Origin of the sequence: Pseudoalteromonas sp. MMG013 (assembly GCF_018100885.1) — a bacterium.
In the GTDB taxonomy this organism is placed as follows: Bacteria; Pseudomonadota; Gammaproteobacteria; order Enterobacterales; family Alteromonadaceae; genus Pseudoalteromonas; species Pseudoalteromonas aurantia.
In genome coordinates this window covers 1-25,870 of the sequence record NZ_JAGJEE010000004.1, presented here as the reverse complement: position 1 = coordinate 25,870, position 25,870 = coordinate 1, and the positions used below count along the sequence as shown (strand labels likewise).

Genomic DNA, 25,870 nt, shown 5'->3' with positions numbered 1-25,870 from the left:
GGCAACATGTCTGATTTAGAAAAAATGCTCAGTCGTTTGTCTCCAGCAAAACAAGCGATTTTACGCAAGCGTATGAAAGGTAGGGCGGTTGAACTTGATGATCAACAGTCAGTACAAACCTTGGTTCAGACGCCAAATGAACAGTATGTACCATATCAACCTCGGGTCTTTCAGCAAGCACAGTTAGCTGCGGCCACAGAGCATGGGTTTTGTGCATGGTTTTATATGGAAACACACCGCGATGGCTTGGATGTAAGCTTGTTTACGCAAACGATTCAAGTACTGGTTAACCATCATGCTATTTTACAGTCGAGATTTGTTGGTGATGAAAGTGAAATATGTCTCAAGCAAGACAAAATTACTGACTGGCAAGCCCAAGTGATAGATTTACGAACAGTCAGTACACATGATGCAAGCGCACAACTGGCTGCCCTCAGGGAGACATTTCGCCGCCCGAGAACAATCAAAGAGAGTGAGTCTTTTAAAATTACAGTCTGTCAATTACCGAACGAAGAACTGAGGATCTTTTTAGGGGCAGATTTAACACTCTTAGATCTGGTGAGTGTAGAGTTTTTAGCTCTGCAATGGCGACAGCTTTATGAAGGGCGTAAAGTTCTCACTGATTTTGGTGCTTTGACATTCAGAGACTATTCTCACACTGAGCGAGTATTTCAAGAGAGTAGTCGTCAGTGGAGTACCTCTAAAGATTATTGGTTGAGTAAGTTGGATGAATTGCCGCGTATATTGACGGTCGATGATATAGCTGAAAATTCGCAAAAGTTGGATATATTTGATGATCAACGCTTTGACTATCGGGTCGATTTACTGCCTAAGTCGTTATGGACAAAGTTAAAACGCTATGCCAGTGAGCAAAAGCTAACAGGTTCAATGGTTGTCTATAGTTTATTTACATTGGTGCTGGCGGAACTTTCAAAGATACGCAGGTTCTCTCTTGAAATGAGGTTATTTAATAGAATCTCTTTTGATACCAAGGTGAATGACATTCTTGGCCAATACAGTTCAGGCATTTTGAGTTCAGTCGATTTAAGTCGCCAGCAAAATCTACAAGCGTATTGTCGAGCCATCGAAAGTCAAACTTGGACTGATTTAGATAATGGTTTTTATGATGTAGTAAGCGAGCAAGCATTATCTGGTAAACAGAAAAAACCTGGCATTGTATTTACCAGTACTATCTCTCGATACAACGAGTTTGTTGAAGAGGGCAGTATTCCACCGATGAAGTGGTTTGGTGCGATGCAAGATGGTGTCGCACATGTGCCGAATCAGGCACTAGAGCTTTTGATTGTTGAAAATGACGGAATGTTAGAATTGCATTGGTTTTGCGATTATAGCCGTTCAGGCAATGCATTGACGTCAATTATGCAGCAAACAGAGCAATTAATTTTACGTGTTGCTCAAGATCCTGCTTTCGCGTTCGATACACCGCTCAATGATCTACAGCGTATATTACGAGAAAGTAATCAGCTTATGGAGTCGGCAATATGACTCCAGCATTTTTGTCACCAGAAAAAAATAGGGTGTTTATCACCGGTGTTACAGGGTATTTGGGGGCGCATTTAGTGGCAGAATTACTCGCGCTTCCATGGGTTAAATTGACATGTTTCGTGCGTGCTCCATCGCAACAAGCAGGACTAGCAAGGCTTCGTACTAGCATGACTGAATTCGGTATATGGGAGGCGGGTTTCTCAGATCGAGTCACGATCATAATAGGAGATTTGGGCAAACCTAAGCTAGGTCTCAATACGACACAGTATGCCCAATTACTGAATGATGTGGATGTGGTCCTTCATAATGGAGCCGCTGTTAATTATGTATTGACCTATGCGCAACTAAAAAATACCAATGTTAATGGCACGCAAGAGATCCTTAAATTGGCACAGGAGCAAGACATTGCCTTTGTGAATGTATCGACCTTGCGTTTGTTTGATGCGCGATCTGATGGACAGCCTATTCGAGAAACAGATGCAGTAGATGAGAAGTCCACGAGCTATTCTGGGTATTCACGGTCTAAGTGGATCAGCGAAAAGTTGGTTGCAGCAGCGGGCAAGCGTGGCATGCCATATTTTGTGGTCCGCCCTGGATTAATATGCGCTGGAAAAGGTTATAACTCGCCAAATATCAATGATGCTTTAGCTAAGCTAGTTACGGGTTGTATTCAATTAGGCGCAGCGCCTCAGAGTCAATTCCAGTTTAATTTAACATCGTTGGATTACGTGGTTAAGGGGCTCGTTGAGCTTATGCTGGCTTCAGATACAAATGGGAAGACATTTCATTTAGTGAATGATACGCCGACGTTATGCAGCCGTATTTTGGAAACGGCGCGTACTTTAGGGTACCCAGTAGAGATGTGTGGTTACCTGCAATGGGTTGCGAAATTGAAAGCCATTGCCTCAACCAGTGATAATGCCTTGTTGCCATTATTGGATTACTTTGAAGATGACTTACCACAAAAGAGTCAGGGGAGAGTTTTTGATAGTAGCTTAACGCAATCGTTTATATCGGATAGACCTGTTGAAGATGCGCAAATTGATGATGCCGCATTGATGCGAGTTATTGAAGGGTTTAGTCAATTCCAGTTATTTCACAAGCCAGCATAATAATAGAAGGGCTCCCGCTTGATTATTAAGTGGGAGCGTTAAAGGAGTAATCATGAGTAAGAATGGATTTAGTCTTAAATCAGCCAGTGATGTGCTGAAGCAATTTTGTCAGCAGGCAGTCAAACAAAACATCGCCTTGCGTGATCAACAGCAGTATTTAGACGAAGAAATAAAGCAGTCGTTAATTGATGCAGGCTTGATGGGCATTGAGATTAACAGAGATTACTTTCAGCGTAGTGATAAAGCACTATTTGATGATGCTTTGCCTTTTTCTGGTGCTGTATTAATGATTCAGGAAGTGTCAAAAGTAGACCCAGGTGTCGCCGTTTTTTTGCATGTACACAATATTTTATTTAATAAAATATTGCAGCAATTTGGTAGTGATAGTCAAAAATCACAATGGCTGCCAAAAGTGGCTACAGGTGCTGTCGGTGCATTTGCCGTGACGGAGCCTCAGGCTGGCAGTGATTTATCTTTGATGGAGACAAGCGCCAAGAGAATCGATGCAGGTTATGAAATAAATGGTGTTAAAACCTGGATCACAAACGCTGGTGAAGCACAGGTGATGCTGCTTATCGCCAATACCGAATTAGAGTGTGGTCGCAAAGTGCCGAGCGCTTTCTTAGTGGATACGGCCTTACCGGGTATCAGCATATCTCAAAATATACCGAAAATGAGTGTGAGAGCGAGTTCAACGTGTCGCGTTACGATGGATCAGGTGTTCGTACCTGAATCAGCACTCGTTGGCGCGCAAAATCAAGGAATTGATATTGCCAATTATGGCTTGTGCATGGGACGAATTGGCATTGCAGCACAAATGCTGGGTATTTCAGAGGGGGCATTGTCTTTGGCTGTGGAATACGCCAATGAACGTGTAGCGTTTAAGCATAAAACTTCAGAATTTCAAGGTGTTAGTTTCCCATTGGCTCAGGTGTGTGCCGAAGTGAGCGTACTGAAACCTTTTATATATCAATTGGCTAAAAAAGCGGAGCTTGGTCATTCAAGTACGCAATTATTAGATGAGGCAAATAAAGCGAAGCTGGTTGCCTCGCAACTTGCAGATAGAGCAACGTCTGCGGCCTTAGAGACATTGGGTGGCAATGGTGTAGCACTGGACTATGACGTGGAAAAGTTATTTCGAGATGCAAAAGTTGGCAAAATCTATGAAGGCACGGTGAATATATTGCTGAGAAGCATCGCTAGCCGGATGTTTAATTGTTAACACCTTAAAACACGAGCCATGTTATGACATGAAGGAAAAGCACATGACAGTAAAAAGCACAGGCAAAGCACAGCCTTGTCCAGTAGAAAAAGCAGGGTCTTTGGACACTTGGTACCGCAGAATCTTACAAAATCCTGAAAAAGTGATACAGCCATATGTGTATGCGGGCATGCAAGTTATGGATATAGGGTGTGGCCCAGGTTATTTCACATTGCCGCTGGCAACGAGAGTTGGCAATTCAGGTAGGGTGGTTGCCGTCGATATGCAGCAAGGCATGCTGGATATTGTGCAGCAAAAAGTACAATTAAGTAATGAGCCGAGAAGTAACATTGAATGCATATTGTGCAGCGAAGACTCATTGGGTATTTCAGGGGAGTTTGATTTCATACTGGCATTTTATATGTTGCATGAAGTGCCTGATATTGAAGGTTTTCTATCCGAACTTTATGCGCTATTAAAGTCAGGTGGGGGGGTATTAATTGGTGAACCGGCATTTTTTGGTATCAGTTTTTCACACTTTGCATCGACGATAACCGTATGTGAAAAACTGGGTTTTGTTGTTGAGCCTGTCCACGGAATTTTCATGACAAAAGCGATTTATTTAAAGAAGTTGTGAGTGAATATGATGAATAATGAAGATATTTGGTTTTTGCAGCGAAAGCAATCAAAACCCGTAAAACAAAATTTGTTTTGTTTTCCTTATGCTGGTGGTAGTGGTCAGATGTACCTTGATTGGGATGATAAAGTCCCCGATGGGTGCCAAGTGTTCGGTGTTGAATTTCCTGGAAGAGGAAGGCGTTTTAGCGACCCATTACAAGCAAACATTACCGATTTGGTAGATATGTTATATGCCAATATTAAGTCGAAGCTCACCAGACCATTTTCATTTTATGGTCATAGTAATGGGGCTTTAGTGGCATATGAATTAGCAAAAAAGATATCAAGAGAGCTGGGGTTAACCCCTAAAAATTTGTTTATCTCAGCAAAAGTAGCACCGCAACTTGGTACAGAGTACCCCTTACATAAATTATCCGAAGATGAGTTTATTGAAGTACTCAAAGATTACAAAGGCACCCCGGAGTTGGTTTTTAATAATCCCGAATTGTTAGAAGTTTATACCCCTATATTACGCTCTGATTTTGCACTGAGCGAAAACTATAAATTTGTTGAGCAGGGCAAACTCAATACCGACATTGTCATTTTAGCCGGCGAGGATGATGAGGTCGTTGAACCGGACAATGTGTTTGCATGGCAGGCGTTATTTAATGGCAAGGTGCGTAAAGAGTTAATGAGGGGTGATCATTTTTTTGTTCATAGTGAAGAAACTGCGCTTATCAACATAATCAACAGTGAGCTATAGAGAAGGAATTTTTATGAAAAATAAAGTATCAATACTGAGTCAATTGTTAGTGGTATCGATGACATTACTGTTGGCACACAATACCTATGCATCATCTGAGCAATTAAATGCTGAGGAGTTAATGGGGAAACGTAAGCAGCATAATTCAGGTTGGCGTTCTAGTGAGGTTGCCTTAAATATGGTTTTGACCATGTCTAACGGTCAACAGTCAACACGATCATTGCGTGCTAAAGCGCTAGAAGTGATTGGTGATGGTGATAAAAGCTTAAGTGTGTTTGATACACCTCGTGATGTAAGTGGTGTGGCCTTTTTAAATCATTCACATGTCGGTAAATTGGATAACCAATGGCTTTACTTGCCAAGCTTGAAGCGTGTAAAGCGCATATCTTCAAATAACAAGTCCAGTTCGTTTATGGGAAGTGAGTTTTCATATGAAGATATGAGTTCTTTTGAAGTAGAAAAGTATACATACGGGAGCGCGGTGATAGCAGAGCTTGAAGGTAAACAAGTCTACGTTGTGGAGTCCATACCAAAAGCGAAAAGTTCGGGGTATAGCAAACTAAAGACTTGGTTAGATACGACGCATTATCAACCGCTGAAAGTGGAGTTTTTTGATAAACGCGGCGGCCTGTTAAAAAACTTAGCGTTAAGTGGTTATAAAAAATATGACAATGGTGTGTGGCGAGCACATCAGTTACGGATGAAAAACATACAAAATGCACGGGAAACCGAATTATCTTATCAACCATTCAATTTTAACATTGTTTTAAATGATAAAGATTTTAATAAAAATGTACTTAAGCGAGTACGTTAATAATCAACAGTGACGCAGTGCGTTGTGAAGCAGTGAAAGCCCGTAGCTGACTCGGGCTTTATATTTCGAATGATTAAAAAGGATTTCTATATTGAAATATTATTTTGTCTTATTTTTAGGCTGGAGTGTGCATTTTGCACAAGCGTTTGAGTTAAGTGGGCAAGTCGATCTTGAACATCGTCAATTCTCATCACATGGCAACAAAGATAATCAGGTACATCAAACGTCGCTTAAGTTGGAACCTGAGTTTTACTTCGATGATATTTTTTCTAATACCAGTTTGCTTGTTGCGCCATTTTTGCGTGTTGACTCGCTAGATAGCACACGTACACATAGTGATATACGAGAGTTCATGTTCTTGTATCTGGCAGATGAATATGAGTTTAGAGCGGGTATTGGTAAAGTTTTTTGGGGAGTGACTGAATCATTGCACTTAGTCGATGTCATTAATCAAACAGACTTGTTAGAGGGGGTTGATTCAGAAGATAAGTTAGGTCAGCCAATGTTGAATCTCACTTTTTCGAAAGAGTGGGGCACTGTTGGGATATTCGTTTTGCCTTATTTTCGTCAGATGGAATTTGCGTCTGAAGAGGGGCGGCTTGGGCTACCATTTGACGTAGATAGTACAGACCCAACATATGAGTCAAGCAAAGCAGCACGACACATAGATACTGCACTAAGGTACAGCCACTACTATGATGATTGGGAAGTGGGAGTTAGTTACTTTTCAGGAACGAACCGAGAAGCATACTTTAAGCAACAAACCGATGGTGTAGCGATTCCACATTATGCACAAATGACTCAGTTTAGTATTGATTTTCAGGGGGTGATTGATAGTTGGTTGTTGAAACTCGAAGCCATACAGAGAAACTCTATCGCAACACATCACGCGTATGTTGCTGGAGTCGAGTATAGTCATTCGCAAATATTAAATACTCGAATGGATTTTGGGACGATAGTCGAATATCAATTTGATAGCCGAAATGGCGTCAGCGTACCGATGGGACAAAATGATATATTTTTGGGCGGGCGCTTGACGGTTAATGATATGGCTGGCACGGAAGTATTGGCTGGTATCAGTTTGGATTTGGATGATAGCGGAACGTCTGTATTTAAGCTTGAGGCTTCACAGCGGCTCAGCGATGTATTACGAATTGCAGTAGAGGGGTACTTATTTAGCTCTGATGAACCGACTAATGTTGTGTATGCGCGTAACAAAGAAGACTTTTTACAATTGACTTTAGAGCTCTATTTTTAGCAAGTATCATTTTATTAATGAATAACTCCTATTGGCTGCTTTTTTGCCCTGTACAAAACAGGTATAATTAAGAAAATTATCACTTGAGCCAGTACATTTTCGTGTTGGCAAGCACAGGTAAAAGCAGCTTACATGTCAAACTTAGTTACTGAAACCCAAAAGCGACGTACATTCGCTATTATCTCGCACCCGGATGCAGGTAAAACCACCATCACTGAAAAAGTTTTATTATTCGGAAAGGCGTTGCAAAAAGCCGGTACTGTAAAAGGTCGAGGTTCAAACCAGCATGCTAAATCTGATTGGATGGAAATGGAAAAAGAGCGTGGTATTTCAGTTACAACCTCTGTAATGCAGTTCCCTTACAATAATGCCCTTGTAAACTTACTCGATACACCGGGACATGAAGATTTTTCTGAAGATACATATCGTACATTAACAGCGGTAGATTCGTGTTTGATGGTTATCGATGCGGCAAAGGGGGTCGAAGACAGAACTCGCAAGCTGATGGAAGTAACCCGTTTACGTGACACACCAATTGTAACTTTTATGAACAAGCTTGACCGTGATATTCGCGATCCGATGGAAGTACTGGACGAAGTTGAGACCGAGTTAAATATTGCATGTGCGCCAGTAAGCTGGCCAATCGGCTGTGGTAAAGAGTTCAAAGGGGTTTATCACATTCATCGTGACGAAACGATTTTGTATCAAACAGGCCAAGGTCATACGATTCAAGAAAAACGTATTATTAAGGGGTTAGATAACCCTGAGCTTGATACCGAAATAGGCTCTGAGCTGGTTGAGCAGTTGCGTGAAGAGTTAGAGTTGGTGATAGGAGCATCACATGAGTTTGATCATGAGTTATTTCTGAAAGGGGAACTAACTCCGGTATTTTTTGGCACTGCACTAGGTAACTTTGGTGTGGATCATATGCTAGATGGTTTAACTGAATGGGCGCCAACGCCTATGCCACGTCAAACTGAAGAGCGCGAAGTCAAAGCGGATGAGGACAACTTCTCTGGGTTTGTATTTAAAATTCAAGCGAACATGGATCCAAAGCACCGCGACCGTATCGCGTTTATGCGTATTGTATCGGGTAAATATAGCCAAGGTATGAAAATGAATCACGTTCGCTTGGGTAAGCAGATCAGTATTTCTGATGCAGTGACCTTTATGGCAGGTGACCGTGAGCGTGCGCAAGATGCTTATGCCGGCGACATTATTGGTTTACATAACCATGGGACGATTCAAATTGGCGATACCTTTACGCAAGGCGAAAAGCTTAAATTCAGTGGTATTCCAAATTTTGCGCCAGAACTCTTCAGACGCATTCGCCTAAAAGATCCGTTGAAGCAAAAACAATTGCTGAAAGGCTTAGTACAACTGTCAGAAGAAGGCGCTGTGCAGGTGTTTAGACCATTGGCAAACAATGACCTGATTGTGGGTGCTGTTGGTGTGTTGCAGTTTGATGTGGTTGTAGCACGTTTGAAAGCAGAATATAACGTCGATGCAATTTATGAAAGTGTGAACGTTCAAACGGCTCGTTGGGTAAACTGTAGTGATGAGAAAAAGCTGGCAGAGTTTAGACGTAAATGCGAAGTGAATTTAGCGCTAGATGGCGGTGATAACTTAACCTACGTTGCACCTAGTCGTGTGAACCTAAACTTGTCTATGGAACGTTATCCCGAAGTAGAGTTTCACCATACACGCGAACATTAATAGGCACTAAGCCAAATGAAATGGCTTTAACCGTGTAAGTTACGTGATAGATTTATAGTGTGCTGGGTAGTTGAGCAAGCTCCTAAGCAGCACATAATAGGACGAATAATGAATATTAAAACGATATTAATTGAAAAAGCGAACGCAGCAATGGTTGCAGCTGGCATTCCTGAGGGCTCGAACCCAGCCGTAACGCAAAGCACACGCCCACAATTTGGTGATTACCAAATTAATGGCGCAATGGGCGCAGCTAAGGCACTAAAAACCAACCCTCGAGAGCTCGCACAAAAAATCATTGATAATTTAGATGTGTCTGAGCTGGCCGAAAAAACAGAAATAGCGGGTCCTGGATTTATTAATATCCATTTGAAATCGCAATTTTTATCAAAGAGTTTGGAAGCGGCTAACCAAGATGACAAGCTAGCGGTGGCTGAGCATAGTCAGCCTCAGAAGGTGGTTGTGGACTTTTCTTCGCCTAATTTGGCGAAAGAGATGCACGTAGGACATTTACGCTCAACCATCATTGGTGATTCAGTGGTGCGTGCTTTAGAGTTTCGCGGTGACACGGTAGTGCGTCAAAATCATATGGGTGATTGGGGTACTCAGTTTGGTATGCTCATCGCACACTTAGAAGACTTGTTAAATCAAGGTGTTGATTTAGAGTCTGTGGCATTGGCTGACTTAGAAACATTTTATCGTGATGCCAAAAAACGTTTTGATGACGAAGAGGGCTTTGCTGATAAAGCCCGTGATTATGTTGTAAAGTTACAAAGTGGTGATACGCATTGTCAAAAATTATGGACTTTATTTATTGATACATCAGTGAAGCATTCAGAGGAAGTGTATCAGCGTTTGAATGTGACATTAACTCGTGATGACATCATGGCTGAAAGTGCTTATAACAGTGAACTGAACAACGTGATTGCATTACTAAAAGAGAAAAGTATTGCGGTTGAAGATCAAGGTGCACAAGTTGTATTTTTAGACGAGTTAGCAAATAAAGATGGAGAGCCATCGGTATTTATTGTACAAAAGTCTGGGGGGGGCTTCTTATATGCAACCACTGACTTAGCAGCCTGTGATTATCGTTCAAATAAATTGGGTGCAGACCGTATTTTGATTTTTGTTGACGCACGTCAAAGTTTACACTTTAACCAAGTTGAATTAACAGCACGTAAAGCTGGATTCTTAAGAGATGAGACCAGCTATGAATTTAGCCCGTTTGGCACTATGATGGGCAGTGATGGCAAACCATTTAAAACGCGTACCGGTGGCACGGTGAAGCTTGCTGATTTACTTGAAGAAGCCATTAGCCGTGCGACAGATAAGTTGGCTGACCGAGAGTCTGGTTTGACTGATGCTGAGCGTGGTGAAATTGCCCGTAAGGTGGGTATTGGTGCGGTTAAATATGCAGATTTGTCAAAGCATCGTACCAGTGACTACATCTTTAATTGGGATAGTATGCTGAGCTTTGAAGGCGCTACGGCACCGTACTTACAATACGCTTATACACGCGTTCGAAGTATTTTCCGTAAAGCCAATATTGATAGCGACGCATTAACTGCATCGATTAATATTGAGCAGCCACAAGAAAAAGCGCTGGCAATTAAGTTGTTACAGCTTGAAGAAGTATTAGATCTGATGATCAGTGAGGCCACGCCGCACGTATTGTGTGGTTACTTGTATGAGTTGGCTAGTTTGTATATGACGTTCTATGAAGCGTGTCCAATCTTAAAAGATGATGTGGCAGCAGATGTACGAGATAGCCGTTTAGTACTATGTAACTTAGTGGCAGATACTTTACGTACAGGCTTAGATTTATTGGGTATTGAAGTTATGGAACAAATGTAATTTACATTTGTTGGCATTGGGATACCCCCTGAAACGATTAATTAAAGCCGCATTTCAACGTAGTTGGTGCGGTTTTTTTGTAAGGAAAGATGATGAAGCTTGAAGATATTCGTCGTGAATATAGCAAAGGTGGGCTGCGTCGCGAGATGCTGGCGGATGATCCTATAACGCAATTTGAAATTTGGCTACAACAAGCCGTTGACGCCAAATTTAGCGACCCTACGGCCATGGTAGTGGCGACGGTTGATGACACTGGGCAGCCATCACAGCGTATTGTGCTGTTAAAGCATTTAGATGAACAAGGTTTTGTATTTTTTACCAATACGGGCTCACGTAAAGCGCAAGAGTTACAAGGTAATAATAAGATTAGTTTACACTTCCCGTGGCATGCAATTGAACGTCAAGTCATTGTCTATGGAGAAACAAAGCCGCTTTCAACGGCCGCGGTTGCAAAGTATTTTTTGTCGCGTCCTGAAGAAAGCCAATTGGCTGCTTGGGCTTCTCAACAATCGCGACCTGTATCATCACGCAAAGTGCTGATGGAAACGTTCCAGACAATGAAAGCGAAATTTTCGAAAGGTGAAATTCCCTTGCCAGATTTTTGGGGTGGGTACTGTGTAGAACCAACTAAAATAGAGTTTTGGCAAGGTGGAGACCATCGTTTACATGATCGCTTTATGTATGTTAAACAATCCGCTGGCTCGTGGAAAATTGAACGATTGAATCCTTAAGCGTAATAAGGGGGTAATATGCGCTTTATCGATAGTCACTGCCACTTAGATTTTCCAGAATTATCCCCAGATTTAGCGCGGTATATTACTAATGCCAATGCTGTTGGTGTTTGTGGTTTTGTGATCCCTGGCGTATCTTTAGCACAAAGCCAGAAGTTACTTACCTTCAAGCAAGAGCATGCAGGATGTCATATTGCCGTAGGGTTGCACCCTTATTTTATTACACAACATCAGTCGCACCACTTTGACGCCTTAGCGCAATATGCCCATGAACATCAGGAAGATTTGGTTGCGATTGGGGAGTGCGGTATTGATACAACTTGTGAACAGTTAACGTATCAGCAAAGCCTGTTTCAACAGCATATTCAACTTGCAAATGCACTCAAGCTGCCATTGATCATTCATCACCGACAAAGCCACCATTATATAGCACAAGCATTTAAGCAAACGCCGCCTTTATATGGTGGCGTGATCCATGCTTTTTCTGGGTCACTGCAACAAGCCAATTATTATATTGCGAAAGGGTTTAAGTTAGGTGTTGGTGGGACTATTAGTTACGAGCGAGCCAATAAAACCAAAGCAGTATTTGCGACTGTTGCTTTGCAGCACCTCTTATTAGAAACAGATTCCCCTTCAATGCCTTTGTTTGGTCATCAAGGGCAAATTAATTTGCCCGAGCGAGTGGTAGATGTGTTTAAATACTTATGTCAATTGCGTCATGAAACGCCGAGTGACATAGCGCAGCAGCTTTATGATTCGTCCTGTACACTTTTTCGAATTTGACGCTTTACTTCCCAGCGTTTTAGCGCTCTGCCAATTTGCCAAGTGAAAACTCCGGTGATCACTAACATTAAAAGTACCATACGGCCCAGTTCATGAAAGTGCTGGTGGCTTTGGCTCATTGCTGATTCAGTGAGATAGACGGTGTTAACGAAGCCTATCGGTGTTTTTTCATTATCTATGACTTGCACTACAATGGGGGTTTTTATTTTGCTTATTCCTGGCAGTGCGCTTGGCAGTGCATTGAGGGGTTGTCGCGGAGTGAAACCATCATTACTAATTTTCAACTTACCTTGTTGATTGTATATGCTTACCCCCATGACAAATGGATCGCTGGCAAGGTGGTTAGCCAATTGTCTCAGTGCTGGTAAATCGTTTCGTTTGAGGGGTTGTGCAGCATTGAGTGCCAATTGTGCGGTAAGGCTCCTAGCGGTATTATCGGCTTGTTTATGCAAGAGTTGATGTGATTCAAAGCTTGTTGTAAATGCAATGTGCGTTAACAAGAGAAAACATGCAGCCGCAATTAATAGACGTACCAACCGTCTACCTGTCGATGACTTTAATAATTCAATAGCTTGTGTATTTTTCATAGTGCCCCTGATGTTTGCTGACAGGTTACACCTTAGATGGTAAAAAGGGTCTGCAAGTTACTTAGGAGCCAAACATGTCAACCGTCAGCCTTACTCACCTTAGTGAAAAACCATTGTCACAAGTACTCACCTTAGCAAAATGGTATCAAGTTGAAAATGCCCAATTGATCGAGAGTCAAAAAATACCTTCACGGCATAACGGGTTGTTTATCACGCTATTTGGCGACGAGTTAAGCGCAATAAGCTTAGTGACGGTATTGACCTTTGCACACCAACATAACGTTAAGGTGCAATCTGTCTGCCTTTATCAGCCTGATGAGGAATTAGAGAGTGCGTTGGCGCTTTACAGTGATGTTGAAATGACGGAAGCAACACTGCATGATTTTCGAGCTGGTTTGAGGCGTATCGGCGCTGATCAACAGCTGCAAGCTGCATGTATTATGAATCCAGCCAATAACCAACAGCCAGGATTATTGGTGATGGATATGGATTCAACAGCGATAAAAGTTGAATGCATTGACGAGATAGCACGGTTAGCTGGGGTTTATGAAGAAGTAGCTCATATAACAGCACAGGCTATGGCTGGCAAACTGGCCTTTAATGACAGTTTAAACCAGCGGGTGGCTAAGCTTGAAGGGGTGGAGCTGTCTCTTATTCAAGCATTAAAGGACGACTTACCATTGATGGAGGGGATCCAAGCACTATGCCATCACTTAAAAAGCAATGGTTGGCATTTGGTCATTGCATCAGGTGGCTTTTCGTGGTTTGCACAAGCGTTACAAAAACCACTTCAGTTGGATGAGTATTATGCCAATGAGTTGGAAATAGCAAATAATAAGTTAACTGGTAAAGTACTTGGGCAGGTGGTTGATGCACAAAGTAAAGCAGCAATATTATCTCACTTGCGGTTGCAATTGGGCTTACCTAAAGCACAAACAGTGGCAATAGGTGACGGTGCTAACGACTTATTAATGATGGCTGAAGCGGGAACCGGTATCGCAGTCCATGGAAAACCCAAAGTTGTTTCTCAAGCGGATGCGGCTATTTGTCAGGGATCATTATTACAGGTGCTTTATATACTCAGCATACCTGCAAAGTAACGATTTTTAGATTTGATAAATACGTAAAATCAGCCATGTGATATGGCTGATTTCGGACTAACAACATGAAAGGAAAATGTCTTAGCGAGTTAATTTTTCAATAAGTTACCAGAACTAATCGCTATTTTTCTGGGTTTAAGTGCTTCAGGCACTTCTCGCTGTAAATCGATAAGCAATAGGCCATTGTCTAATTCAGCACTGAGTATTCTAACATGGTCACCTAATTGAAACTTCCGTTCGAAGTTACGTTCTGCAATACCTTGATGAATGAATGTACGTTCAGTCTTTTCATCTTTGCTGAGTTTTTCACCTTTGACGACAAGGGTATTGTTTTCTGACTCAATGGACAGTTCAGCATCGCTGAAACCAGCGACAGCCATGGTAATTTGATACCGGTCGTTATCTAATGCTTCTATGTTGTATGGAGGGTAACTGGGTTGTTTTTCACTGTTACGCTGTGCTGCATCCATTAACGATGATAAATGGTCAAAACCAATGAATGAACGGTGTAGTGGTGTTAAGTCGATTGTTCGCATATTTGAATCCTCATAAAGCGATTAATGATGGTGTTTATTCTTTTTAATAAGCAATAAACATCAATATAAACATGTAGTTAATTTAAATTCTGGACCCTGTCGGCGTCCTAAAACATATCTATGGTCAGCGTAGAGGTATTTCAAGGAAAAGTTTTAAATTAATTTTCAAATTTAGTTTAACTTGCTGACTTAATTTAATTTTTTCAATGAATAAAGTGAGGTTTTCAACTAGAGTGAAATAACGAATTTTTATTGTGCCTAGTGAAATACTGTGATGCTAGCATGTCATTGAGGGAAACAGGTTCAGGAAAGCTCAACGATAAAGCGTGTTAATTTAGGGCTCAATTTCATTGGAAACAGGATTCAGCGTGCTATCTAAAAACTTACAACACTATATACGGCACACTGTTATTTATACGATTTTGATCGTCCCTATCAGGCGATTTTTTTACTCAGGTCCATGGCAAAAATCGGTTATTCATTACTATCAACGGAAATACCCGCTCAGCGTGACAAAAGGTGACGTGTTAAACGTACCATTGTCGTCAAGTGTATTGCTTGCACAGCCAACAGATCTTATGCTGGATACCTTACTCGACGCACATTGTCTTTGTGGCTTACAAATTAAGCCGAATGTCTGTGATCAGTTAAGTCGACTGTTTGTAGAATTGAACGTCAACTTTTACGAAAACCCGCATAGAAACCACTCGATTGTTAGGGTGCTGTCAGAAGACCCTCTGGTTATGGCACTTGTGAGTTATTATTTTAAGTCGACCCCAGAGTTAGACAGTTCTTATTTTGTTAGAACCTTACCAGAGCATGAACATGCAATTACACGAGCAACCACGTTTCATCGCGATTTCCCTGATTTTATTTCACTTACTCTGATGGTGTATTTATCTGATGTTGATGGGGAGTGTAGCCCTCATGAAGTGATCCCAGACCCTTTTATGCTAAATTCATGGCGAACCATGTTAGGTGATTTTGGGCGGATATACGCAAGTAAAGCGACTAGAAGCACGCCTGTATCGGTTGTAGCAGCAAAGGGTCATGTTGCGTTAGAAAATATTCAACTTTTACATCGACGTGCTGTAGGTAAACAAACGAGGGAAGTGATATTTCTTAATTACCGGTTAATGAAGTCATCGAAGTAATGCAGCAAAGTAAACGTGTGGCAGGTTTATTCAATGGCGGCAATACAGCTTTTGCACAGTTCTAAATAAGCGTGAATATTGTCTCCTGCCCATAGCTGTTTTCGTTTTTGATCTTGCAATATAACGGCTTTAAATTCAGTGTAAGGGACATCTGAAAAATTAGAAATGTAGTATTCGAACGCTTTTCTGACGGTGCGATTATCTAATGCTGCATCGCTGATCACGGAATCACTGGCGTCGATTAATAGACTGGTACAGACCACAAAACGCTCGTTTGGGGAGCTATCTTTCTGGACTTTAGCCATACGCTCTTTGAGCATTAACTGCTCTTCTTTTGCCAGCTCCATAACAATACCACCAAGGTGTGTTTTTTGGCGACTGGTAGATTCTAATTTAGCGTTGGCTCTTTTAAGATCTCGTTTAATGTTTTCACCTCTGACGAAAAGTAGAATCATTAAAAAGACTGAAAATACAATCCCACCGACGACGGCCATTGACATGTAACACCTCTAGTGACTTCAGATCTTGACTTAATTATTGTTTATAAGAGCGCTTATTACAAAAAGGTACGTAGGGAAAAACAAAATAGTTTGAATGACTGACATATTAATTTTAAAGTGACTAACTGGTCAGACCTTTTTTATATCACTTCTCAAATGCATATTTTTGTATAAAGTTTAGACTCTAGTTTGTGCTTGTCTAAGGCAATAATCCGCAGATTTTTGACAGTACAGCTTGATTTTGATACCGTATTGTCCAAATTTGGTATGACCAATTTACCTTTTGGTTTTAATACTCCAACTTACTGATGGTTTCAGCGGTTGGCAATACACCTAAATTCGGCGATTGATTAATGTCTTTAAAGATAAAAGCAGCTAAGTTATCAGATGTTATTTTGGAACAACTCGAAAACATGATCTTAGAAGGATCATTGATGCCGGGTGCTAAGTTGCCGCCAGAAAGAGAGCTTGCCAAACAGTTTGATGTGTCTCGCCCTTCGTTACGAGAAGCGATTCAAAAGCTAGAAGCGAAAGGACTGGTTACACGGCGTCAAGGTGGCGGAACGTATGTAAAGAACCAATTAGAAGAAGGGCTTACTGATCCTTTATTTGATTTGATCAGTAAACACCCTGAATCTCAATTTGATTTACTTGAGTTTCGTCATGCGCTGGAAGGGATTGCTGCTTATTACGCTGCATTACGCGGTACCAGCACTGATTTTGAAAAAGTACAACATAGTTTTGATCGTATTGCCTCTGTTCAAGGTGATTTAGCACAAACAGCTGCCGCGATTAACACATTTCATTTTACCGTAGCAGAAGCGTCACATAATGTGGTGTTACTGCACTTAATGCGCGGAATGCAAACGTTATTGGAACAAAATGTATTACAGAACTTAACGGTTCTAGTACAAAAGTCAGATGTCAGTGAGCAGCTAGCTGAGCATCGAAAAGTATTAATGGATGCTGTGATCAATGGCAATCCAGAGCAAGCGCGGTTAGCGAGTAATGCACACTTGGCGTTCATTGAAGAAGCCTTATTACAAGCAGGTAAAGAGCGCTCTCGAATAGAGCGAAGCCTAAGACGGACCAAGCAACAGTAATTAAGTTGGTTTGTTAAAACTGAATAAATAAATTCGTATTTTAAACATAAGGAACACTCCATATGTCTGAAGTCAATAAATTTGACGTAGACGCGTTAGAAACCAAAGAGTGGTTGCAAGCGCTTGAGTCGGTAGTAAAAGAAGAAGGTGTAGAGCGCGCGCAGTTCTTGCTAGAGCAAGTATTAGAGCAAGCACGTCTTGATGGCGTTGATATGCCAACTGGCATCACGACTAACTATGTAAACACAATTCCAGCTGATAAAGAGCCAGCTTACCCGGGCGATGTAAACATTGAACGTCGTATTCGCTCTATCGTTCGTTGGAATGCGATTATGATCGTATTACGTGCGTCAAAGAAAGATCTTGAGCTTGGCGGACATATGGCGTCTTACCAGTCGTCGGCAGCATTTTATGAAATGTGTTTTAACCATTTCTTCCGTGCACCCAATGAGGTGGATGGCGGTGATTTGGTGTATTACCAAGGTCATATTTCACCTGGTATTTATGCACGCGCTTTCCTTGAAGGTCGTTTAACTGCAGAGCAGCTAGATAACTTCCGTCAAGAAGTGGATGGAAAGGGTATTTCTTCATACCCTCACCCTAAGCTGATGCCTGAATTCTGGCAGTTCCCAACGGTATCCATGGGCTTAGGTCCAATTGCATCAATTTATCAAGCGCGCTTCTTAAAGTACCTTGATGGCCGTGGTATGAAAGATACCTCAGCACAGCGTGTATATGCGTTCTTGGGTGATGGCGAAATGGATGAGCCAGAATCACGTGGCGCAATCTCGTTTGCTGCGCGTGAGAAGCTAGACAACCTGTGTTACTTGATCAACTGTAATCTACAGCGCCTAGATGGGCCAGTAATGGGTAACGGTAAAATTATTCAAGAGCTAGAGGGCCTATTTAAAGGTGCTGGTTGGAATGTGATCAAGGTTGTGTGGGGGTCAGGTTGGGACAAGCTTCTAGCTAAAGACACAACCGGTAAGTTGCTTGAGTTGATGAACGAAACTATCGACGGTGACTATCAAACTTATAAAGCAAAGAATGGCGCGTACGTACGTGAGCATTTCTTTGGTCGTTACCCTGAAACAGCAGCATTGGTTGCTGATATGACAGATGACGAAATCTTTGCCCTGAAACGTGGTGGACACGAGCCATCTAAATTGTTTGCAGCTTTTAAAGCTGCACAAGACGAAAAAGGCCGTCCAACCGTTATCCTAGCTAAAACCGTTAAAGGTTATGGCATGGGTGAAGCGGCAGAAGGCAAAAACATTGCACACCAAGTTAAAAAAATGGACCTAACGCACGTTGAGCATTTACGTTCACGTCTAGGGCTAGAAGACTTGGTCACTGATGAGCAGCTTAAAGATTTACCGTACTTAACGGTAGAAGAAGGCTCTAAAGAACATGAGTATCTTCATGCTCGTCGTAAAGCGCTACATGGTTATACTCCACAGCGTTTACCTAACTTTACGCAAGCACTGACGCTACCTGAAGTTGATGCATTTGCGCCATTACTGCAAGAGCAAAAACGTGATATCTCTACCACGATGGCTTTTGTTCGTGCGCTTAATGTGTTGTTAAAAGACAAAGGCATTGGTAAAAACATCGTGCCAATTATTGCCGATGAAGCACGTACGTTTGGTATGGAAGGTTTATTCCGTCAAATTGGTATTTATAACCCGCATGGCCAAAACTATACGCCGCAAGACCGTGATATTGTTTCTTACTATAAAGAAGAAACTTCAGGTCAGGTATTGCAAGAAGGTATCAATGAGCTCGGTGCTATGTCTTCATGGGTTGCTGCTGCTACGTCTTATAGCACCAGTGATTTACCGATGATCCCATTCTATATCTACTACTCTATGTTCGGTTTCCAACGTGTTGGTGATATGGCATGGATGGCGGGCGATCAGCAAGCTCGTGGCTTCTTATTAGGCGCGACAGCGGGTCGCACAACACTAAACGGTGAAGGTTTACAGCATGAAGATGGCCACAGTCATATTCAAGCTGCAACGGTTCCTAACTGTATTTCTTATGACCCAACATTCGGTTACGAAGTTGCGGTAATTATGCAAGATGGTATTCGTCGTATGTACGGTCCTGAGCAGGAAAACGTGTTCTACTACTTGACGCTAATGAACGAGAACTATCATCAGCCAGCAATGCCTGAAGGTGCTGAAGAAGGCATTCGTAAGGGTATCTACAAGCTAGAATCTAACACGGGTGAAAAAGCCCATGTTCAGTTACTGGGTTCAGGTACTATCTTAAACGAAGTACGTAAAGCGGCTGTTATTCTAAGTGAAGAGTACGGCGTTGCTTCTGATGTTTACTCGGTAACCTCATTCAATGAGTTAGCGCGTGATGGTCAAGCGGTTGAACGTTTGAACATGCTTAACCCGCAAAACGATGCGCAAGTGCCATATATCGCCACTGTGCTAGGTGACTCACCAGCCATTGCTGCAACAGATTATATGAAAAACTACGCTGAGCAAGTACGTGCCTTTATGCCAAGCACTTCTTACAAAGTGTTAGGTACTGATGGTTACGGTCGCTCAGACAGCCGTGAGAATTTACGTCGTCACTTTGAAGTGAACGCGGGTTACGTTGTGGTTGCTGCGCTAACAGAGCTTGTTAAGCAAGGCAAAGTTGAATCATCAGTGGTTGTTGAAGCGATTAAGAAGTTTGATATCGATACAACAAAAACTAACCCACTTTACGCATAAGAGGTTTAATCATGACAATCGAAATTCATGTTCCTGACATTGGCGCGGATGAGGTTGAAGTAACCGAGATCCTAGTAAGTGTGGGTGATACAGTAAGTGAAGATCAATCTTTACTTACTGTTGAAGGTGATAAGGCCTCTATGGAAGTGCCTTCTGCACATGCAGGCGTAGTGAAAGAAATAAAAATTTCAGAAGGTGATACGGTTGCAACCGGGTCGTTAATTATGGTCTTTGAAAGCCAAGGTGCAGCGCCTGCTGCCCCAGCAACTGAAGTAGCGACGCCTGCTGTAGCGGCAGAAGTAGCTGCCCCAGCGGTTAGCGCTGAGCTAAAAGAAGTCCATGTTCCAGATATTGGTGGTGACGAAGTTGAAGTGACCGATATTATGGTTGCGATTGGCGATACGGTTAGCGAAGACCAATCAATCTTAAACGTAGAAGGCGATAAAGCCGCTATGGAAGTACCTGCACCATTTTCGGGTACTGTTAAAGAGATCAAAGTGAACGTTGGCGATAAAGTATCAACGGGCAGTTTAGTGTTTGTTTTCGAAACGGCCGGTTCCGCGCCAGTTGCAGCTCCTGCGGTTGAAGCAGCAGCGCCTGCGGCTCCAGCTGCCAATGCAGATAAAGAAGTGAACGTTCCTGATATTGGTGGTGATGAAGTTGAAGTTACCGATATTATGGTCGCTGTTGGCGATACAGTCAGCGAAGACCAATCAATCTTAAACGTAGAAGGCGATAAAGCCGCGATGGAAGTACCTGCACCATTTGCTGGTACTGTGAAAGAGATCAAAGTAAACGTTGGCGATAAAGTATCAACGGGTTCATTGGTATTTGTATTTGAAGTAGCAGGCAGCGCGCCAGTTGCAGCAGCTGTGCAAGCAGCACCAACGCCTTCTTCAGCAGCACCTGCCGCTAAACCTGCCTCAGCGCCAGCGGCTTCTAATGTCAAAGAAGAATTTGAAGCGAACGCATCTTATGCACATGCATCTCCGGTAGTGCGTCGTTTAGCGCGTGAGTTTGGTGTAAACCTAGCGCGAGTTAAAGGCACTGGCCGTAAAGGTCGTGTCGTTAAAGAAGACGTACAAAACTATGTGAAAGAGCTGGTTAAGAAAGTTGAATCAGGTCAAGTCTCTAATAACAACAACTCTGGCGGTGGTGAGCTTGGTCTTATCCCTTGGCCAAAAGTTGACTTTGCTAAATTTGGTGAAGTGGAAGAGAAGAAGCTATCTCGTATTCAGAAAATTTCAGGTGCCAACTTGCATCGTAACTGGGTTCAAATTCCACACGTAACGCAGTTTGATGAAGCAGATATCACAACGCTTGAAGCATTCCGTAAAGAACAGAATGTATTGGCTGAGAAGAAAAAGCTTGGCGTTAAGATCACACCACTTGTGTTTGTGATGAAAGCGGCTGCAAAAGCGTTGGAAGAGTTCCCAACGTTTAACTCGTCACTATCGCAAGATGGTGAAAGCTTAATTCTGAAGAAATATGTCAATATTGGTGTTGCGGTTGATACGCCAAATGGCCTAGTTGTTCCGGTATTTAAAGATGTGAACAACAAAGGCATTATTGAGCTATCACGTGAGTTGATGGACATTTCTAAGAAAGCTCGAGATGGTAAGTTAACTGCATCAGACATGCAGGGCGGCTGTTTCACAATTTCAAGCTTAGGCGGTATTGGTGGTACGGCGTTTACACCTATCGTCAATGCGCCTGAAGTGGCTATCTTAGGGGTTTCTAAATCAGAAATGAAACCTAAGTGGAATGGTAAAGAATTTGAGCCGCGCTTAATGGTGCCGCTAAGCTGTTCATATGATCACCGTGTAATTGACGGTGCATTAGCAGCACGCTTTACTGTGACACTCGCTAACTACTTAAGCGATATCCGTCAGTTAGTAATGTAATTTGCTGTCCCGCCTCATAAATAGGCGGGACATCTTTTTGTGTGAATGATACAATTTTTAAACTCTCTCTGCCTTGTACCAATTATTGAGTATGTGGCAGGCATTTTGGTACGGATACTCTTTTTGAGTACAGTCCCGTTCGAATAATAGTTAAGGTAATAACATGAGCAACGAAATCAAAACTCAAGTTGTTGTACTAGGCGGTGGTCCTGGTGGTTACTCAGCAGCATTCCGTGCTGCGGATCTAGGTTTAGACGTTACACTAATTGAATCTCGCAACACCCTAGGCGGTGTATGCTTGAACGTTGGTTGTATCCCTTCAAAAGCATTACTGCATGTTGCTAAAGTCATTGATGATGCAGCTGAAATGTCTTCACACGGTGTTACATTTGGCGCACCGCAAATTGACTTAGATAAAATCCGTACGTGGAAAGAGTCTGTGATCGGTCAATTGACTGGTGGTTTAGACGGCATGGCTAAAATGCGTAAAGTAAGCGTAGTGAGTGGCTATGGTAAATTTACTGGTTCTAACACTATTGCGGTTGAAGGCGAAGCAGGTACTACAACAGTTACTTTTGACAATGCTATTATCGCAGCCGGTTCTCAGCCAGTTAACCTACCTTTCATCCCTGAAGATGATCGTGTAATTGATTCTACAGGTGCTTTAGAGCTTAAAGACGTACCAGAGAAACTCCTTGTATTAGGTGGTGGTATCATTGGTCTTGAAATGGGTACGGTTTATCGTGCACTTGGCTCTCAAATTGATGTGGTTGAATTTGCTGATCAGCTAGTGCCTGCTGCAGACAAAGATATCATTAAGATTTACCAACGCTACGTGAAAGACAAATTCAACGTTATGTTGTCGACTAAAGTTGTTGCTGTTGAAGCGAAAGATGATGGTCTATATGTGACGTTTGAAGGCAAAAAAGCACCTGCAGAACCAGTGCGTTATGACAAAGTATTAGTGGCTGTTGGCCGTACGCCAAATGGTAAACTATTAGATGCCGATAAAGCTGGCGTAAATGTTGATGAGCGCGGCTTTATCAATACTGATAAGCAAATGCGTACCAATGTGAATAACATCTTCGCAATCGGTGATGTTGTTGGCCAGCCAATGCTTGCACACAAAGCGGTGCATGAAGCACATGTTGCTGCTGAAGTGATTTCAGGTCAGAAGCATTTCTTCGACCCTAAATGTATTCCTTCAATTGCATACACAGACCCAGAGATTGCATGGGTTGGTGTTACGGAGAAAGAAGCGAAAGAGCAAGGCCTAAGCATTGAGACTGCGGTATTCCCGTGGGCTGCATCTGGTCGTGCTATCGCGTCTGCGCGCACTGAAGGTTCTACAAAGCTTATCTTTGATAAAGAGTCTGGCCGTGTTATCGGTGGTGCAATGGTGGGGATTAATGCTGGTGAAATGTTAGGTGAAATTGGTCTAGCAGTTGAAATGGGTGCTGATGGTGAAGACCTAGCGCTAACAATTCATGCTCACCCGACATTGAATGAATCTATTGGACTTGCTGCTGAAATATTTGAAGGGTCAATCACTGACTTGCCAAATAAAAAAGCAGTAAAGAAAAAGTAAGTCTTTTTCTTTAAATTGAAAAAACCCAGCACCTGCTGGGTTTTTTGTTTTTTAGCGAGAGTTGTTAATAACAGAGTATCAGTGCTGTCGTATGTGCTATTTTTTATTTTTCCTATACTTCACGAGTTCATAATCGAACTCATCGGGATATACGATTAAGCCATCTTGATCTGGAATGGGGAATACTGCAATAGCAAGTTCGTCTTCTGCTAGGCCGTCAGTCCATTTAGCATGCCATTTCTTAAGTGAAATTGACTGAGGTTTACAGTCTTGCCAGTCACCAGTGGCCCATAATATGGCAAACTCTTCATTAGGCCAAATAGGTACACAATCCTCATCATCACTATTTAGCATAACGCAACCGTGTTCGTCAGTTAGGATCCATACAAGTTCTGTGCTTGAGACTTCTTTGATTAAGTATTTGTAACGTTGTGTATTGTCATTGCTGAGAATAGAGTTCATGCGTTGTTGATCAATAGAGTGTGTCATGACATACCTCTTTTAAATAGTTGTGTGCTGATATTCATCAATATCTTAAGCTTTTGCGATACAGTACGGCATCATGATCGCCACAAGGGTCGTTGTAAATATAGTTTTTGATATATTTCATTCCAATGTTTTTCATCACCTTTAAAGATCCGTGATTTTCAACAAGGGCCGTTGCAGAAAGAGCTTGTAACTCAGGGTGTACTTTACAAATGGTATTGGCAACTTGTTGAGCGGCTTCTGTTGCATATCCTTTGCCCCAAGATGATTGCTTGAAGCGCCAACCAAGCTCTAAATCTAAAGTATTTTTATTACCTTCAAAGAAGCCCATAGGTCTGACTAGGATCCACCCTATGAATTCGTTATTTGATAATAGACTGGTATGCCAGAGCCCCCAGCCCTTTTCTTTGTGTGTAAATGAGATAAGCCGAGGAATATAAATCTCTTGTATATCAGTCATTGAATTGGCTATACCGCCGTTGATGTGTGCCATGACGGCAGGGTCTTGATCGAGCTCATACAGTAACTGTGCGTCATTTTCAGTCATAAGGCGAAAGCCTAATCTTGCTGAGTTTTGAATATTCATCGTGGCTCCTTACTGTTTTTATATCTTAATTTTATTACAATACACACTTAACTGTTTTGAGGGTATTGAGTGAGTAATTCTGTATTGGCGCTACGCCAACGACAAATCGCGGTTGCAAGGCGTGAGTATAAAGCCAGAGGATCAAGGTTAAGCCGATGTGAAGCATGTTTACTTGCACAGCATTTGTGTATTTGTGATGGCATTAATGTGGCGCATAGTTGTCAAAGCGCAGTCTGCCTCATTATGTATCATAATGAAAGCTTTAAACCATCGAATACAGGGCGTTTGATCGCTGATATTATACCAGATAATCACGCTTTTCGATGGGACAGAACAGAACCTGATCCAAAATTGATTGAGTTGATCAATGATCCGCATTATTACCCTGTCATTGTTTTTCCGGTGGATGATAGAGAGTCTGAACTAGCGAGAGTGATCAAGAAGGTTGAAGGGGGTAAGAACAAAATACCTTTGTATATCTTCTTGGATGGGACTTGGCGAGAAGCTAAAAAGATGTTTCGAAAAAGCCCTTATCTTGATAATTTGCCAATTCTATCGGTATCGCCTGAGTCTTTATCTGATTATCAATTACGTGTAGCGGCACATGCGCATCAATTGAGTACCGCAGAAGTAGCGTGTGTGGTGCTAGAGCAAAATAAAGAAGGTGCTGCTGCTGAAAAGCTGACTAGCCATTTTATTGATTTTAGAGATGCGTATCTTAAGAGCAAGCGAAAAAAGTTTTAATCGAAGAGAATGGCGTACCCGTTAATTTAGTTATTGTGAATAAATTAAAATACAACAACAGAAAAGCGCGCGACTCATAAGAGCCGCGCTGACGGAATCTTCTAAACGCATCCTGCAATGTTGATCTGATCAACTCCTAAAACTGTCCGCATCCATGGCTTCGCTAAGTGTTCTATTTCTGCGAAATTCAGCGTCACTGCTAAGGTCCTTTAACTGTCCTTAAACACTATATCATCCGGTGAACGTGGCTACCTGCCGCTGGTCCGTAATATACGATATATCGTCTATTAACGATGGAGTCTGTTTCAAGGCTTACCGCATGTCCTAGTTTAGTCCATTAAAAGATACTTCCAGTATTACTCCTAACCACTTCCTGTGATTGGTCCCTTTTAGCCACAGCATCCTGCTGTTTGTCCATGTTGTGTTATATCCTATAACGTTTCCTTAAAGCCACAGCGTCCTGCTGTTTGTCCCTTTCCTTGTCATGTTTGCTATATCCT

Annotated in this window: 23 protein-coding genes; 18 read left to right on the top strand and 5 right to left on the bottom strand. The window is 42.1% G+C overall.

Features of this window, described 5'->3' with window-relative positions; translation table 11 throughout:
- Positions 1–6: 6 nt before the first annotated feature.
- From J8L98_RS05190 to J8L98_RS05140, 11 genes are all read left to right on the top strand, one after another.
- Positions 7–1,506 (top strand): condensation domain-containing protein, encoded by a 1,500-nt coding sequence (locus tag J8L98_RS05190; RefSeq protein ID WP_210995608.1) that lies wholly within the window; start codon positions 7–9, stop codon positions 1,504–1,506.
- Positions 1,503–2,618 carry a thioester reductase domain-containing protein gene (locus J8L98_RS05185; protein WP_210995606.1) on the top strand — a complete coding sequence of 372 codons (1,116 nt, stop codon included), beginning with the start codon at positions 1,503–1,505 and terminating at the stop codon, positions 2,616–2,618. The genes J8L98_RS05190 and J8L98_RS05185 overlap by 4 nt, the downstream gene beginning before the upstream one ends.
- Before the next feature lie 52 nt (positions 2,619–2,670).
- The gene (locus tag J8L98_RS05180) at positions 2,671–3,840 is read left to right on the top strand and encodes an acyl-CoA dehydrogenase family protein (RefSeq protein ID WP_210995605.1); all 1,170 of its coding nucleotides are present in this window, start codon (positions 2,671–2,673) and stop codon (positions 3,838–3,840) included.
- Between the two features lie 43 nt (positions 3,841–3,883).
- Complete coding sequence (locus J8L98_RS05175) at positions 3,884–4,456, top strand: class I SAM-dependent methyltransferase (RefSeq protein WP_210995604.1); 573 nt, start codon at positions 3,884–3,886, stop codon at positions 4,454–4,456.
- Positions 4,457–4,462: 6 nt separating this feature from the next.
- Entirely contained in the window at positions 4,463–5,200 is a 738-nt protein-coding gene (locus J8L98_RS05170; protein WP_210995603.1) for a thioesterase domain-containing protein, read from the top strand.
- A 13-nt stretch (positions 5,201–5,213) separates the two neighbouring features.
- On the top strand, positions 5,214–6,014 hold the full coding sequence (locus J8L98_RS05165) for an outer membrane lipoprotein-sorting protein (protein WP_210995602.1): 801 nt from the start codon (positions 5,214–5,216) through the stop codon (positions 6,012–6,014).
- 91 nt (positions 6,015–6,105) lie between these two features.
- Positions 6,106–7,272 carry a hypothetical protein gene (locus J8L98_RS05160; RefSeq protein WP_210995601.1) on the top strand — a complete coding sequence of 389 codons (1,167 nt, stop codon included), beginning with the start codon at positions 6,106–6,108 and terminating at the stop codon, positions 7,270–7,272.
- Positions 7,273–7,404: 132 nt separating this feature from the next.
- Positions 7,405–8,988, top strand: a complete 1,584-nt coding sequence (prfC, locus tag J8L98_RS05155; RefSeq protein WP_192508692.1) for a peptide chain release factor 3 — start codon at positions 7,405–7,407, stop codon at positions 8,986–8,988.
- 108 nt (positions 8,989–9,096) lie between these two features.
- Positions 9,097–10,839 carry an arginine--tRNA ligase gene (argS, locus tag J8L98_RS05150; RefSeq protein WP_210995600.1) on the top strand — a complete coding sequence of 581 codons (1,743 nt, stop codon included), beginning with the start codon at positions 9,097–9,099 and terminating at the stop codon, positions 10,837–10,839.
- Between the two features lie 89 nt (positions 10,840–10,928).
- Positions 10,929–11,570 carry a pyridoxamine 5'-phosphate oxidase gene (pdxH, locus tag J8L98_RS05145; RefSeq protein ID WP_210995599.1) on the top strand — a complete coding sequence of 214 codons (642 nt, stop codon included), beginning with the start codon at positions 10,929–10,931 and terminating at the stop codon, positions 11,568–11,570.
- Between the two features lie 18 nt (positions 11,571–11,588).
- A complete protein-coding gene (locus J8L98_RS05140; RefSeq protein WP_210995598.1) occupies positions 11,589–12,353 on the top strand; it encodes a TatD family hydrolase in 765 nt (254 codons plus the stop codon).
- Here the strand turns inward: J8L98_RS05140 and J8L98_RS05135 are convergent.
- Positions 12,320–12,940, bottom strand: a complete 621-nt coding sequence (locus J8L98_RS05135; protein ID WP_192508689.1) for an AhpA/YtjB family protein — start codon at positions 12,938–12,940, stop codon at positions 12,320–12,322. The genes J8L98_RS05140 and J8L98_RS05135 overlap by 34 nt on opposite strands.
- 74 nt (positions 12,941–13,014) lie before the next feature.
- Here J8L98_RS05135 and serB point away from each other — a divergent pair, with 74 nt between their 5' ends.
- The gene (gene serB / locus J8L98_RS05130) at positions 13,015–14,040 is read left to right on the top strand and encodes a phosphoserine phosphatase SerB (RefSeq protein WP_210995597.1); all 1,026 of its coding nucleotides are present in this window, start codon (positions 13,015–13,017) and stop codon (positions 14,038–14,040) included.
- An 89-nt stretch (positions 14,041–14,129) separates the two neighbouring features.
- Here the strand turns inward: serB and J8L98_RS05125 are convergent, their stop codons facing one another.
- Positions 14,130–14,576: an Hsp20 family protein gene (locus J8L98_RS05125; RefSeq protein ID WP_192508687.1), complete on the bottom strand. Its 447-nt coding sequence runs from the start codon at positions 14,574–14,576 to the stop codon at positions 14,130–14,132.
- A 368-nt stretch (positions 14,577–14,944) separates the two neighbouring features.
- On the opposite strand from J8L98_RS05125, the gene J8L98_RS05120 reads away from it, so the two are divergent.
- On the top strand, positions 14,945–15,730 hold the full coding sequence (locus tag J8L98_RS05120) for a hypothetical protein (protein WP_210995596.1): 786 nt from the start codon (positions 14,945–14,947) through the stop codon (positions 15,728–15,730).
- Between the two features lie 26 nt (positions 15,731–15,756).
- Here the strand turns inward: J8L98_RS05120 and J8L98_RS05115 are convergent, their stop codons facing one another.
- Entirely contained in the window at positions 15,757–16,230 is a 474-nt protein-coding gene (locus J8L98_RS05115) for a hypothetical protein (RefSeq protein WP_192508686.1), read from the bottom strand.
- 353 nt (positions 16,231–16,583) lie between these two features.
- On the opposite strand from J8L98_RS05115, the gene pdhR reads away from it, so the two are divergent.
- The 4 genes from pdhR to lpdA all read left to right on the top strand — a co-directional run bounded on the left by pdhR (position 16,584) and on the right by lpdA (position 23,554).
- Positions 16,584–17,333 carry a pyruvate dehydrogenase complex transcriptional repressor PdhR gene (gene pdhR, locus J8L98_RS05110; protein WP_210995595.1) on the top strand — a complete coding sequence of 250 codons (750 nt, stop codon included), beginning with the start codon at positions 16,584–16,586 and terminating at the stop codon, positions 17,331–17,333.
- A 62-nt stretch (positions 17,334–17,395) separates the two neighbouring features.
- Positions 17,396–20,062 (top strand): pyruvate dehydrogenase (acetyl-transferring), homodimeric type, encoded by a 2,667-nt coding sequence (gene aceE / locus J8L98_RS05105; protein WP_210995594.1) that lies wholly within the window; start codon positions 17,396–17,398, stop codon positions 20,060–20,062.
- An 11-nt stretch (positions 20,063–20,073) separates the two neighbouring features.
- Complete coding sequence (aceF, locus tag J8L98_RS05100) at positions 20,074–21,966, top strand: pyruvate dehydrogenase complex dihydrolipoyllysine-residue acetyltransferase (RefSeq protein WP_210995593.1); 1,893 nt, start codon at positions 20,074–20,076, stop codon at positions 21,964–21,966.
- A 163-nt stretch (positions 21,967–22,129) separates the two neighbouring features.
- Complete coding sequence (gene lpdA / locus J8L98_RS05095; protein ID WP_192508682.1) at positions 22,130–23,554, top strand: dihydrolipoyl dehydrogenase; 1,425 nt, start codon at positions 22,130–22,132, stop codon at positions 23,552–23,554.
- A 96-nt stretch (positions 23,555–23,650) separates the two neighbouring features.
- On the opposite strand, the gene J8L98_RS05090 is transcribed toward lpdA, so the two are convergent.
- Entirely contained in the window at positions 23,651–24,043 is a 393-nt protein-coding gene (locus J8L98_RS05090; protein WP_210995592.1) for a DUF2750 domain-containing protein, read from the bottom strand.
- Between the two features lie 37 nt (positions 24,044–24,080).
- Positions 24,081–24,626 (bottom strand): GNAT family N-acetyltransferase, encoded by a 546-nt coding sequence (locus tag J8L98_RS05085; RefSeq protein ID WP_210995591.1) that lies wholly within the window; start codon positions 24,624–24,626, stop codon positions 24,081–24,083.
- A 69-nt stretch (positions 24,627–24,695) separates the two neighbouring features.
- Between J8L98_RS05085 and J8L98_RS05080 the strand changes: the two genes are divergently transcribed.
- Entirely contained in the window at positions 24,696–25,370 is a 675-nt protein-coding gene (locus J8L98_RS05080) for a DTW domain-containing protein (RefSeq protein WP_210995590.1), read from the top strand.
- The last annotated feature ends 500 nt before the right edge of the window (positions 25,371–25,870 follow it).

Excerpts from the sequence above, each read along its gene's own strand:
- J8L98_RS05125 (WP_192508687.1), bottom strand. The coding sequence starts at position 14,576 with ATGCGAACAATCGACTTAACACCACTACACCGTTCATTCATTGGTTTT.
- serB (WP_210995597.1), top strand. The coding sequence starts at position 13,015 with ATGTCAACCGTCAGCCTTACTCACCTTAGTGAAAAACCATTGTCACAA.
- J8L98_RS05170 (WP_210995603.1), top strand. The coding sequence starts at position 4,463 with ATGATGAATAATGAAGATATTTGGTTTTTGCAGCGAAAGCAATCAAAA.
- J8L98_RS05185 (WP_210995606.1), top strand. The coding sequence starts at position 1,503 with ATGACTCCAGCATTTTTGTCACCAGAAAAAAATAGGGTGTTTATCACC.
- aceF (WP_210995593.1), top strand. The coding sequence starts at position 20,074 with ATGACAATCGAAATTCATGTTCCTGACATTGGCGCGGATGAGGTTGAA.
- J8L98_RS05180 (WP_210995605.1), top strand. The coding sequence starts at position 2,671 with ATGAGTAAGAATGGATTTAGTCTTAAATCAGCCAGTGATGTGCTGAAG.
- aceE (WP_210995594.1), top strand. The coding sequence starts at position 17,396 with ATGTCTGAAGTCAATAAATTTGACGTAGACGCGTTAGAAACCAAAGAG.
- prfC (WP_192508692.1), top strand. The coding sequence starts at position 7,405 with ATGTCAAACTTAGTTACTGAAACCCAAAAGCGACGTACATTCGCTATT.
- J8L98_RS05175 (WP_210995604.1), top strand. The coding sequence starts at position 3,884 with ATGACAGTAAAAAGCACAGGCAAAGCACAGCCTTGTCCAGTAGAAAAA.
- J8L98_RS05165 (WP_210995602.1), top strand. The coding sequence starts at position 5,214 with ATGAAAAATAAAGTATCAATACTGAGTCAATTGTTAGTGGTATCGATG.
- argS (WP_210995600.1), top strand. The coding sequence starts at position 9,097 with ATGAATATTAAAACGATATTAATTGAAAAAGCGAACGCAGCAATGGTT.
- pdxH (WP_210995599.1), top strand. The coding sequence starts at position 10,929 with ATGATGAAGCTTGAAGATATTCGTCGTGAATATAGCAAAGGTGGGCTG.
- J8L98_RS05115 (WP_192508686.1), bottom strand. The coding sequence starts at position 16,230 with ATGTCAATGGCCGTCGTCGGTGGGATTGTATTTTCAGTCTTTTTAATG.
- J8L98_RS05085 (WP_210995591.1), bottom strand. The coding sequence starts at position 24,626 with ATGAATATTCAAAACTCAGCAAGATTAGGCTTTCGCCTTATGACTGAA.
- J8L98_RS05140 (WP_210995598.1), top strand. The coding sequence starts at position 11,589 with ATGCGCTTTATCGATAGTCACTGCCACTTAGATTTTCCAGAATTATCC.
- J8L98_RS05190 (WP_210995608.1), top strand. The coding sequence starts at position 7 with ATGTCTGATTTAGAAAAAATGCTCAGTCGTTTGTCTCCAGCAAAACAA.
- J8L98_RS05090 (WP_210995592.1), bottom strand. The coding sequence starts at position 24,043 with ATGACACACTCTATTGATCAACAACGCATGAACTCTATTCTCAGCAAT.
- lpdA (WP_192508682.1), top strand. The coding sequence starts at position 22,130 with ATGAGCAACGAAATCAAAACTCAAGTTGTTGTACTAGGCGGTGGTCCT.
- J8L98_RS05135 (WP_192508689.1), bottom strand. The coding sequence starts at position 12,940 with ATGAAAAATACACAAGCTATTGAATTATTAAAGTCATCGACAGGTAGA.
- pdhR (WP_210995595.1), top strand. The coding sequence starts at position 16,584 with ATGTCTTTAAAGATAAAAGCAGCTAAGTTATCAGATGTTATTTTGGAA.